The organism is Bacillus sp. CPT56D-587-MTF, assembly GCF_058792335.1.
The window spans coordinates 1,722,585-1,733,763 of the sequence record NZ_JBYTEF010000001.1 but is presented as its reverse complement, the minus strand read 5'-3'; the positions used below and the strand labels follow the sequence as shown (position 1 = coordinate 1,733,763).

Genomic DNA, 11,179 nt, shown 5'->3' with positions numbered 1-11,179 from the left:
ATATCCCTTTAAAGAAATTCAATACTCTTATTTAAACACCTTTAATTTCCCGAAAAATAAAAAAAGTCTGAAACGGATTAACCTCCGCTTCAGACTCTTACATTACTGTGCGTATACTTCATCTAATAAATGTAAAAACTCACCTTGTTTCCCAGCTAATTCAGGGCATTTTGCAATATCAACCCATTCATAGCAAAATACTAATCCTTTATCTTCCTCACCAGCACTTACAATATGTTCCCAAGTATCCTTTACATCTGTTAGTAAAGTTACATGGAAAAAGTGGCGTTTTTCATACTCCTGTTTTTCTTTCATATGTATAATGTAATCTGCTAAAAACCGCTCTATGCATAAATGACGCAATCCGGATTCTTCCTGTACTTCACGCAATATAGCAGCTTCTAACGTTTCACCTTCATCAACCGTTCCCCCTGGCACTTGAATACCAGCTTCATGTATATCACGATGTTTAAAAACAAGTAATTGCATAACCCCCTCTTGTTCTCTTGTAATATATGCATGTACTTTTTTCTTATATAACATCGTCATTGTACATCTCTCCCCTCAATTGTTCACTCTGTTACTTCTTCAAGCGTCAGTTGATTATCATACAAATATGTAGCTTGTGGATTTCCCACATACCTTACGTGCCATGGTTCATACCGATAGCCCGTAATCGTTTCTTTCGCTTTTGTGTATCGAACCACAAAACCAAATTTATGGGCATTTTCAGAAAGCCACTGACCTTCTTTCGTTTCCCCAAAAACTGTCTCTAACTGAAATTTAGCAGATTGAGACGTAATATCCATAGCTAGTCCAGTTTGATGCTCACTTGTGCCAGGAACCGCGCTAGACATTGCTGTTTTTGCTTCCCCGTCTTGTTTTTTATACATCGTATTTAATGCTTTTTGTCGATCAAAAGATCTAAATCCAGAAACTGCAAAAAGAAAAATACGCTCGTTGTCAGCCTGCTGAAACATATCCTCAAGCGCCCTCGCTGCCTCTTTTCTCATCTTTTTCTTTTCTTGATCACCTTCACTAGAGTAGCGCACTTTCGGAATAACTAAATCTGGCGGTCTATACCCATCTGGTAAACGCCTACTTTTATTTACAAGTACAAGCATTGAATTCGGATTATTAATTACCGCAATATCCCCATCCATATTAGCAATCGTTTCTTTCGCTTTCGGAAATATGCTATTTACACTTACTTCCCGCGCCTGCTTATCCTTATACATTTTATAATTGATTCCTGCTACTCCAACAATAATTATTGCAGCTACAATACCAAGTAGTGCCCATCTTTTTTTCATATAACGACCTCTTATTTTAATAATTTGGCCATTTCATACTCATCGATGCACTTTCCATCGATAATAAGAGCAGCTTTTTTGACACCTTCTTTCTCAAATCCAGCTTTTTTATATAGTGTCTGAGCTCTTGTATTGTGGGCCATTACTGTTAATTCTAAACGCCATACATCATGTAATTTTGCCCACTTCTCAACCTCTTTAAACAATCTCGTCCCAATACCTCGCCCGTTATACTCTTGCAAAATACCAATTACAATGGTTGCCACATGTCTCTTTCTTTGAATGTTATTTCCATTCACTAATATAAAACCTACTATCCTCTCATCTTCAACTGCTACAAATATTGTTGCATATTCATTTTCTATAAATCGATCGATTATTTTTTCTTGTTGCTCAGCTGTAGTTTTTCTTTCTCCTGGTTCATATAACATAAACTTCGTTTCTTCATCTAATTGCTTACTTAATTGTAAAAATGATGCTGCATCTTCTATTTCGATCTCTCTAATCACTTCAATCACCCTACCAGTTTCATAATAAAAAGTTTTCCTTATAAAAAGATTTTCTCTACTTTCTCGAAAATCCCTTTGTAAATCTCCTACTATAAATTGACAAATTTCGATATTACTATAACAACGACAAATTATGTCTATTCTGTGACATCTCACCATTACAAAGAAAAAACGCAAGCATTACACTTACGTTTTTCCAAGATTGAAGTGAGCTAATAATTATTGATAGATGTCCTGGCTAATTCACGTTTCACTTTATCCATTCACTTTATCCATTCACTTTTTCTGCCTGCCAAAAATATTCACCAAATGCTTTAGCAAGTGCATCAATTGATCGATTCAATTCTTCCTCTGTATTATCTACACCACCAACTTCTATTAATATCGCTTGTCCTGATAGGTCTTGATTATAGATTCCATTTCCTGTCTGGAACCCTTTTTGAATGACCCCACGGCTCACTCCTGGATATTTCTTATTAATCGCCTCATGTAAAGCTGTCGCTAATTGTAAGTTTTTTTCATAGTTTTTATTTCCTTTCCCTACTACAAATGCAAGCTTTGCATATGATTTATCTCCAATTGTTTTTGTTGTTACATTCTTTCGGGCACTATCACGATGCAAATCAAAAAAGTATTGAAGATCTTTATTTCCAGCCATAGCTTGCTGCACAATTTCTCGTGACATTTTATACGAACTATTACTGTTTAAACCTTTACTTATTAACTTTTGACCAACATCACTCTTATCGTTAGTAGCCCCAATCCCTTCACCTTCTAGTTGTTCACGGAAACGATCTCCTAATATAGAAATATTCGACACAGAACTCGTTGCTTTATTCGGATTCGGGTCATTCGTTAAGTTAAGTAAAGGTAAATAAGATTCCCAGCTATGTGTATGATAAATAAACGCAACTTGTCTCTTCCCAGTCGTTTGGGACGGCTGTTTTTTCTCTTTATTCGTATCTTGTTTAGGTGCTTGTCCAGTTCCACTAGTCCGTTCCTTCACTACTTCTTCAAGAGGAACACTCGACTCTATCGGTAAGTTAGAATAATTTGTACCCTCACCCGCAATAACAATTTCTGTATCGTACTTACCAAATCCCGGGAGCTCTTTCCCGACAAAACTGCGTACATCATTAAAGCGAATATTTGTAGCCATAGAAAAGAGAAAAGAAGAAATTGAAAAATCTTGATTCAAATTTCGATACTCCTGTGTAAAATAATGATTCTCTTTTCCAAGTACATACATGTAACCATTCATCGATAACTCATTTAACCAATTATATAAATACGTTGACTTTGTCTCTTTCATAGAGGTTACCATCAGACTAATAAGAAAAAAAGTCGCTAGCACTGTAGTAATAACAAATAAAACTAACTTACGCATATTTGTAAACTTCATAAAAAAAAAGCCCCGATTCATACTATCACCTCTCTATTTCAAGTTATGTACAAGCCCTAGAGAATAGACCGTTAAAATTTCGGCTATATTGTTAATGAGGTGAAATGAATTGAAGCTATTAATAGGAATATTACCAATCGCTCTATCATTCATTTTTTATTTGTCCGCTAAGCAACCAAAAATCTCTATTGTGCTACATATTTCTGCGTACTTGGCACTATATGTACTTGGCACTATATGTACTTGGTACAATTATTTCCATTAATATATACGATGTTTTAATACAAGATTTAGTTTTCATGACGAGCATTCATGGAATTTTACTGAATCCATTTTTCCTTATTGCAGGAGCGTATATAGGAACATACACTTTGTACCTACTTTTGTCTCACATTATTATGAAAATAAAAAATGGAGCGTAATGAAATGCAACCACCATTTATCTGTCATACATGCAAAAAAAGAATTGTGAGAAAGAAAGACCTTATTACAGCCACATGGTACTTCCGCTTTTATTTATTTCACAGTGATTGTTTTAAACGACAGCAAGTGTTTATCTCACGATTTCTCCCTGTGAATACACTTTTCAATTTCTTTCTTATTATATATGGACTTATTTTTGGCAGTATTCTTATGATTACAGAACCATCTATTATTTGGCTGACTTTCTTTTTTCCTATTTTTTATCGGTTTCTTTCTTATTATTATGTTGAACGTTTTTTCTCTACATAACGCGCAGACTGACCTCTCGGAATACTTAAACATTCCCACTCATTTTCTTTTAACATCTTCCCAATGTAAATAATCTGACCAATATGCAATGCATAATGAGAAATTTGCCTTTCAATTGCTTGCATGACAGTATGTGCTTCACCGCGAATGTATACCGTCTTCAATAAGTGTTCCGGCGTTAAAGTATTCATCGTATTAAAAACATATTTCCATCCTTCTTGCCAAGCTATAAGGGTTTCTTCTTTTGAATGATAGCATCCTTCAAATTCACCATCTCGATTACGATCTGTTTTTTCACCATCAGACGTTAAAAAATCCGTCCATCTAGAACGCATATTACCGTGCAGATGCTTAATAATAATCGCTATACTATTTGTTTCTTCATGAGAAGACCATTGTATTTGTTCATATGATAATTGAGAAAGTGCCCGTTCCCCTTGTTTCTTTGTTGCTTTAAAGTTCGAAATCGCACATTGCAAATATTCTCGTCCGATATCCATATTAGCCCCTACCTTCACCCTAGCTAATTTTTGTTCCATTTGGCAATTCCACATTAGGCTGAAGTAACACAACATCATCAGCTTCAGGAACACCACCAAGCACAAGCACTTCTGATTTGAATCCAGCTACACGCTTTGGTGGAAAGTTTACAACAGCAACGATTTGTTGACCGATTAAATCTTCTGGAATATACCTTTTCGTAATTTGAGCACTTGACTGCTTTATCCCGATTTCTCCAAAATCTATTGCTAGTTTAATCGCTGGTACTCTCGCTTCTTTAAATTCCTCTGCATGTATTACAGTTCCAATTCTCAAATCCAAATTTAAAAAATCTTCAAAATTAGCCATTTATCATTCCCCCCAATTATTACTTAGACAAAATACAAAAATCCCCTTCAAAAAAAGAAAGGTGCCTAAGCACCTTTCTTTTGTAATTCACTTGATTCATTTGATTTATAGAAGAAGAAACCAAGAATCCCGCCAATACATGATGGAATTAACCATCCGATTCCTTCGTTATATAACGGTAACATTTGTAGTACATTAGAAATCGCGTCAATTTTAATTTTCGCACTTTCTAAACCGTTAAAGAAACTAATTAACAATGCACCTAAAATAGCTCCAATATAAATTGTATTACGCTTCCCAATCCACTTATGGAAATACGAAAGTACGATTAATACAATTGCAACTGGATAAATGATCATTAACACAGGTAATGTTACTGCGATTAATTGTGTTAAACCTAGGTTAGATACAATTAAACTAAATACACATACCATTGTTACAATCGTTTTATGCGAAAGTTTTGGGAATAAGTTTGTAAAGAAACCTGCACACGCAGATGTTAACCCAACAGAAGTTGTTAAACAAGCGAGTATAATAACAAGCCCTAATAAAATTTTACCACTCGTCCCATATAGCTCATTTACAACATTCGTTAAAATAAGGCCACCGTTTTCTGAGATACCAAGTGATGTACTTGTTGAACCAAGATAAGCAAGTGATAAATAAATTAACGTTAAACCAAGTACAGCAATAATACCTGATACTACTGTTATTTTTGCAATTTGACTACTCTCTTTTATCCCTTTAGAGCGGATAACTTGTACAACGACAATTCCGAATACGAGCGCGCTAATTGCATCCATCGTTAAATATCCTTGAATAAATCCACCAAAGAAAGCATTTTCTTTGTAAGCAGCTAACGGCGCAGCTGGCTCTCCAATTGGATCAATAATTGCCTTTCCGACAATAACAGCGACAATTAATACTAATAATGGTGTAAGAAACTTTCCGAACCAATCCACTAATTTAGATGGATTTAATGATAAATACCACGTTATTCCGAAGAAAACTATCGTGAAAAGAAATAGCATGTACCACTCTGAAACCATTGCCTCTGATAAAAACGGCTTCATACCCATTTCAAACGAAACAGCTCCAGTACGAGGAATCGCGAAAAATGGTCCAATTGCTAAATAACTAATCAATGGGAAAATAAACGCAAATATAGGGTGGACTCTAGAAGATAGCGCTTTCAAGTCCCCCTCTACAAACGCGACAGCTGTTACAGCTAGTAGGGGTAATCCGACTCCCGTTACAAGGAATCCTATTGTAGCAATCCAAACATTCTCTCCTGCTTGTTGACCTAAAACTGGCGGAAAAATTAAATTTCCTGCTCCTAAAAATAATGCAAATAGCATTAAACCAATTGCTACCGTATCACCTGGCCTTAAACGTCCCTTCATGCTCTTCATTTGCATAGCACTTTTTCATTGTTTATCTCTATATTTTACAATATGCTATGCATCCTCCTCTCTGCTCAAGATGATAAAATATGCCCCTTACAAAGCAGTGTCTTTCTCCATAATTTCTCCATTCCCCTTATTTTTACTCTAATCATTAATACAATTATTATTTTGAATTTTGATTTTTTTGAATTTTCAAATCATTAGAGTGTTATTACGTGGAGTGTAGATGTCAGACCTCTTTGTTTTTATCACACATATAGTAACATATTTATTTGCAAAATAAAAACATATTTTCAAATTGATTTTTTTGAAAATCGAAATTATCTACATTTTTTATTCTCTTACACAAATATTGTTACAATCTCACCTATTATTCAATTGTTATTTTCAAATAACTTTATACACGTAACATACAAAAGCCATCTAATATATAATTAGATGGCTTTTGTTATGTTACTCTATCGTTTCAACTTCACGTGGATTTTTCATCTCTTCCACATACATAACTCTAAATCCGTGATCTTCTAAATCTTTCAATAATGTCTCTAATTCACCGTCGTTAAACTCTTCTCCTAATGTAAACATAATTCTACGAACTAATAAGGCATCATTATCAAAAGTCATCAAACTTTGAATACCAGTGTATTTCTTTAAAACTGTCGATAATTTTTGGATTGCTCCATTATAGTCTTGCGTTCCAATCATGACAGAGTATTTACTAGAGTGAACGCCCCATGCATCCTCTAATAACTCAAAAACTTTTTTATGCGTTAAAATTCCAAGGAAAACCCCTTTTTCATCAACTACTGATAAATAAGGCAATTTTTTTATTGTAAAAAATACTTTAAAGAAAGATGAATCTTCTCTCACAAATCCTTCTTTATCGTTTAATAATTGTATTACACTCTCATCAAGTGATCCTTTATATTCTAAAATATCTACTTTATATATATTCCCTAAAAATTTCTCTTTTTTTTCATCTAAAACTGGTACACAACGATACCCCGTTTTATTTAAATGCTCTAACGCTTCCCCAATCGTAATCGAACTTGAGCACAGTAAAACTTCCCTTTTCGGCACGTAATTCCCTTTAATCCTCATAAAAAGCCTCCTTATGTTAAAATACTTTCTGTGCCATAACTATATTATATTTTCAGAAAAAAATAAATGATTTATTTTATTTTTCTGAAAATTATTCATTTTCTTGTCATAATTTATTCATGAATCCTTCACTTGTATATTTTTGCTATCAAATCTTCTCTCTGAATTACTAAATGAAAAATATATTGTAACTTCTTTCAAAAAAAGCTAAAATAAGAATAAGAATTTTCTGAATATTCTAAGAGTAGGTGGTTATATGTCCTTATTACGCTCACATATATGTAAATTTATAATTGGTGTTATTTTTATTTTTGCCATAAGTCCTATTCCAGCTCTTTTTATTACACACAATTACTCTTATCAAAATGGATTTATTAGCATTTTTCAAAACTTCGCACAGCTTTCTTCTATATCAATTCCAAAGGTTGATTGGATGCATGAATCTATCTTTTTCTCAGCAAACCAAATGATACATACTTCTAATCATTCAACACCATTATTCCCTTACATATGGGAAATATATTTTATATCGATTGTTCGTTTTACTTTTACCCTTGCGATCGGATTTTTCATAAGTTTGGGTATCGGCCATTTATTTTTCAAAGTACCTAACTCGTTTAAAAAGTTTACTACTGTATTGAAATGGATACCTTACTCTTTTTGCACTGTAGTATTACAATGTTCAGTCTTATTACTACTTCTATACATCGCACAATTTATAAACCTTCCTTACTACTCATCATTTATCATCGTATGTAGTACTTCCATGATTATCGTTATGCAAGCAGTAAAAAAATGGATTCCTTTCTTAAAAAACACAAATGAATATGAAATAAAACATGATTCTTTTCTTGTAGACACATTGTTTTTAGCGCTTACTTCAAATCATAAATCAATTTTAGGTTCCATTATTCTTTCATTCGTTTTTATGGAATGCGTTTTTCATGCAAATGGACTGTTACAATTTATCGTTCAATTTGGCGGAAATTCACCTATAATTGTTACAATCGGCTTATTACTACTCTATATCCCATATAGCATACTTTCTTTCCTTCAAACACTATGGACCACAAACTACTCCAAGCAACAGTCATACACTTTAACGAGAAGTGTTCCAAAACCTTAATTTAAAATAACCCTCTATAATCTAAAAGTAGGGGGTTATTCCTTTTGTATAGCGGACAAAATAACAGCAAATTCAAAAACTATTACAGAAACATACCAATATTTACCCTTTTCCTTTGACTATTCTTTTCATTTGGATTTATTATAAAAGTATAACATAATTGCAGGAGGTGACATCTTTATTCCAGACCTTGGAATGGAGAACACGCTTGGACATATTAAATATTTTTCTCATCTTTGTACTTATTCTTATTTCTGGCTTTTTCGTTGCATCAGAATTCGCTGTTGTAAAAGTACGAAAAAGTCGAATTGACCAACTTGCAAATGAAGGTAATAAACAAGCTTTAGCTGCAAGAAGCGTCCTATCTAATTTAGATGTTTATTTATCAGCTTGTCAGCTCGGAATTACAATCACTTCTTTAGGGCTTGGTTGGCTTGGTGAACCGACTGTGGAACATATACTACGACCGCTCTTTGAAAAAATTAATATTACTGGAACAATGGCTAACACTTTATCTTTTGTTATTGCTTTTAGTGTTATTACATTTTTCCACGTTGTATTAGGTGAATTAGTTCCAAAGTCTTTCGCAATTCAAAAAGCAGAAGCAATCACACTCAAATTTGCAAGACCGCTTATTTTATTTGATAAAATTATGTATCCATTCATTTGGCTACTCAATAGTACAGCTATATTTTTCACAAAACTACTCGGATTAGAACCTGCGAAGGAAAGTGAACTTGCTCATTCTGAAGAGGAATTGCGACTCATTTTAGGTGAAAGTTTTAAAAGCGGTGAAATAAACCAAACCGAATATAAATATGTAAATAACATTTTTGAATTTGATGATCGAGTTGCGAAAGAAATTATGGTTCCTCGTACCGAAATGATTTGCTTGTCTACTGAAAATACGTTAGAAGAAAATATGGATATCGTCGCTACTGAAAAATATACACGCTATCCAATCATTGAAAAAGATAAAGATGATATCATTGGGATGATCAATACGAAAGAAGTATTCCATGATCAAACGAAAGGTATTTATAAACCACTTGAATCTTATATACATCCTGTTCTAACTGTATTTGAAACAGTTCCAATTCGTAAAACGTTAGTCCACCTTCAAAAAAATCGCGTTCAGATGGCAATCGTTATGGATGAATATGGTGGTACTGCCGGACTTTTAACGATGGAAGATATTCTTGAAGAAATCATTGGAGAAATTCAAGATGAATTCGATGCTGATGAATCACCTATGATTGAAAAGCGTACACCTAAGCTTACTGTTTTAGACGGAAAGGTGCTTATTTCTGAAGTAAATGATATGTTTGGCCTACATATTGATGATAGTGATTTAGATACAATCGGAGGATGGCTTCTCTCTCAAGCAGTTGACTTAAATATTGAAGCTGGCTATTCCATTGAATATGCTGGTTTTCAATTTAAAGTATTAGAACTTGATGGACATCAAGTCAAAAAAGTTGCTGTACATAAACTAGATATTAAAAAGGAGCTATAAAGTGACTGTTTTATTAACAATTTGTATCATTGCCTGTTTCGTTGTTTCATTTCTCGCCTTTATTTATCCAATTATCCCTGGCATACTAGCTGTCTGGGCTGGATATTTGATTTACCATTTCGGTATAAATGGAGGCAAATTAACAACTTCTTTTTGGATTATTCAAGTCATTTTCACTCTTTTCATTTTCGTTGCTGATTTTATTGCAAATGGATATTTCTTAAAAAAATACGGTAGTTCTAAATGGGGTGAACGTGTCGGAATGATTTCTATCATTGTCGGCTCGTTCTTCTTCCCACCATTCGGACTTATTATCATACCGTTCTTATCAGTATTTATAACAGAACTAGTACATAAAAAATCGCCAAAAGATGCTTTTCTAGTTGGAGTCGCTACTGTAGTTGGTTTTTTAAGCAGTACAGTAGCGAAAGCAATTCTCCAAATCATTATGATTATCATCTTCTTGTGTTATATCATCTTTTAACCATCCCGACTTCGGGATGGTTTTTTAATATGCAATACCTACTCGACTATTTTCATATATATTTTTCTTACATAGATCCCATGCAAAGTGTGCTGTATCACCCACTGTAATTTTTGATCCACCCTCTGGCAATATATCTTTTTCAGTTCGATATACCTCTGTCGCCTCACCATCTATTAAATGTGTCGGACAAACAACTGTCCAACATAAATTATTACTATTACTTAGTACCTTATATGCAGCCAAATGATCTTCCGCTGCCGTTGTCGTTTTCCTTTTTGATTCCGTTGATTGAAAACGATATAAACTTAGATCTGTTCTTGCTTGTAAAATACCAGCTGTTCCTATTGTTATGATCCTGCGAATCCCATCTTCTTCCATTTTCTTTATAATTTGTGACATACTCTTCGCTAATGTTCCATTTTGATCCGTTCCAAGTGCACTAATTACTATATCACTTCCTTCTATCGCTTTCTTTATATCATTTTCGTTCAATACATTCCCTTCTATCACTCTTAACCTTTCATGTTGTATTTCTATTCTATTTAAATCACGCGCTAATGCAGTCACTTCAGCTGAATCCTTTAATGCTAAATTAATTATGTTTGAACCTACTCGTCCTGTTGCTCCCAATATACATACTTTCATTTGTTTTCCCCCTCTTTCATTCTCTTTCTATTTTTCAATAATCTCAGTCAATTTACAACAAAAAAGCTTCCTCATATATAAGAGGAAGCTTTA

General features: G+C 33.7%; 13 protein-coding genes and 1 pseudogene. 5 read left to right on the top strand and 9 right to left on the bottom strand.

What is annotated here, in order from left to right:
- Positions 1–102 precede the first annotated feature (102 nt).
- The 4 genes from AC3WVZ_RS09010 to spoIIP form a co-directional block, all read right to left on the bottom strand.
- Positions 103–549 carry an NUDIX hydrolase gene (locus AC3WVZ_RS09010; RefSeq protein ID WP_000178293.1) on the bottom strand — a complete coding sequence of 149 codons (447 nt, stop codon included), beginning with the start codon at positions 547–549 and terminating at the stop codon, positions 103–105.
- A gap of 23 nt (positions 550–572) precedes the next feature.
- Positions 573–1,313 carry a M15 family metallopeptidase gene (locus AC3WVZ_RS09005; protein WP_000747649.1) on the bottom strand — a complete coding sequence of 247 codons (741 nt, stop codon included), beginning with the start codon at positions 1,311–1,313 and terminating at the stop codon, positions 573–575.
- An 11-nt stretch (positions 1,314–1,324) separates the two neighbouring features.
- The gene (locus AC3WVZ_RS09000; protein WP_000617568.1) at positions 1,325–1,822 is read right to left on the bottom strand and encodes a GNAT family N-acetyltransferase; all 498 of its coding nucleotides are present in this window, start codon (positions 1,820–1,822) and stop codon (positions 1,325–1,327) included.
- A 268-nt stretch (positions 1,823–2,090) separates the two neighbouring features.
- Positions 2,091–3,245, bottom strand: coding sequence for a stage II sporulation protein P (gene spoIIP / locus AC3WVZ_RS08995; protein ID WP_001079278.1), 1,155 nt, complete (start codon positions 3,243–3,245; stop codon positions 2,091–2,093).
- A gap of 88 nt (positions 3,246–3,333) precedes the next feature.
- Between spoIIP and AC3WVZ_RS08990 the strand changes: the two are divergent.
- Positions 3,334–3,646: pseudogene (locus tag AC3WVZ_RS08990) on the top strand (hypothetical protein).
- A gap of 4 nt (positions 3,647–3,650) precedes the next feature.
- Positions 3,651–3,956 carry a hypothetical protein gene (locus tag AC3WVZ_RS08985; protein WP_002164560.1) on the top strand — a complete coding sequence of 102 codons (306 nt, stop codon included), beginning with the start codon at positions 3,651–3,653 and terminating at the stop codon, positions 3,954–3,956.
- On the opposite strand, the gene AC3WVZ_RS08980 is transcribed toward AC3WVZ_RS08985, so the two are convergent.
- The 4 genes from AC3WVZ_RS08980 to cbpA form a co-directional block, all read right to left on the bottom strand.
- Positions 3,929–4,495, bottom strand: a complete 567-nt coding sequence (locus tag AC3WVZ_RS08980) for a DUF1572 domain-containing protein (RefSeq protein WP_000435830.1) — start codon at positions 4,493–4,495, stop codon at positions 3,929–3,931. The genes AC3WVZ_RS08985 and AC3WVZ_RS08980 overlap by 28 nt on opposite strands.
- Complete coding sequence (csaA, locus tag AC3WVZ_RS08975) at positions 4,476–4,805, bottom strand: chaperone CsaA (RefSeq protein ID WP_233936292.1); 330 nt, start codon at positions 4,803–4,805, stop codon at positions 4,476–4,478. Before csaA ends, AC3WVZ_RS08980 begins: the two co-directional genes overlap by 20 nt.
- A 65-nt stretch (positions 4,806–4,870) precedes the next feature.
- Entirely contained in the window at positions 4,871–6,208 is a 1,338-nt protein-coding gene (gene brnQ4, locus AC3WVZ_RS08970; RefSeq protein WP_011110049.1) for a branched-chain amino acid transport system II carrier protein BrnQ4, read from the bottom strand.
- Positions 6,209–6,664: 456 nt separating this feature from the next.
- Positions 6,665–7,312, bottom strand: coding sequence for a cyclic di-AMP binding protein CbpA (cbpA, locus tag AC3WVZ_RS08965; RefSeq protein ID WP_233936290.1), 648 nt, complete (start codon positions 7,310–7,312; stop codon positions 6,665–6,667).
- A gap of 256 nt (positions 7,313–7,568) precedes the next feature.
- Here cbpA and AC3WVZ_RS08960 point away from each other — a divergent pair, with 256 nt between their 5' ends.
- The 3 genes from AC3WVZ_RS08960 (at position 7,569) to AC3WVZ_RS08950 (ending at position 10,438) form a co-directional block, all read left to right on the top strand.
- On the top strand, positions 7,569–8,438 hold the full coding sequence (locus AC3WVZ_RS08960; RefSeq protein ID WP_000055265.1) for a hypothetical protein: 870 nt from the start codon (positions 7,569–7,571) through the stop codon (positions 8,436–8,438).
- 208 nt (positions 8,439–8,646) lie between these two features.
- Positions 8,647–9,954 (top strand): hemolysin family protein, encoded by a 1,308-nt coding sequence (locus AC3WVZ_RS08955; protein ID WP_000353738.1) that lies wholly within the window; start codon positions 8,647–8,649, stop codon positions 9,952–9,954.
- A 1-nt stretch (position 9,955) separates the two neighbouring features.
- Positions 9,956–10,438, top strand: a complete 483-nt coding sequence (locus AC3WVZ_RS08950) for a DUF456 domain-containing protein (RefSeq protein ID WP_233936289.1) — start codon at positions 9,956–9,958, stop codon at positions 10,436–10,438.
- 24 nt (positions 10,439–10,462) lie between these two features.
- Here AC3WVZ_RS08950 and AC3WVZ_RS08945 read toward each other — a convergent pair whose 3' ends face one another.
- Complete coding sequence (locus AC3WVZ_RS08945) at positions 10,463–11,086, bottom strand: NAD(P)-dependent oxidoreductase (protein ID WP_233936288.1); 624 nt, start codon at positions 11,084–11,086, stop codon at positions 10,463–10,465.
- Positions 11,087–11,179 lie beyond the last annotated feature (93 nt).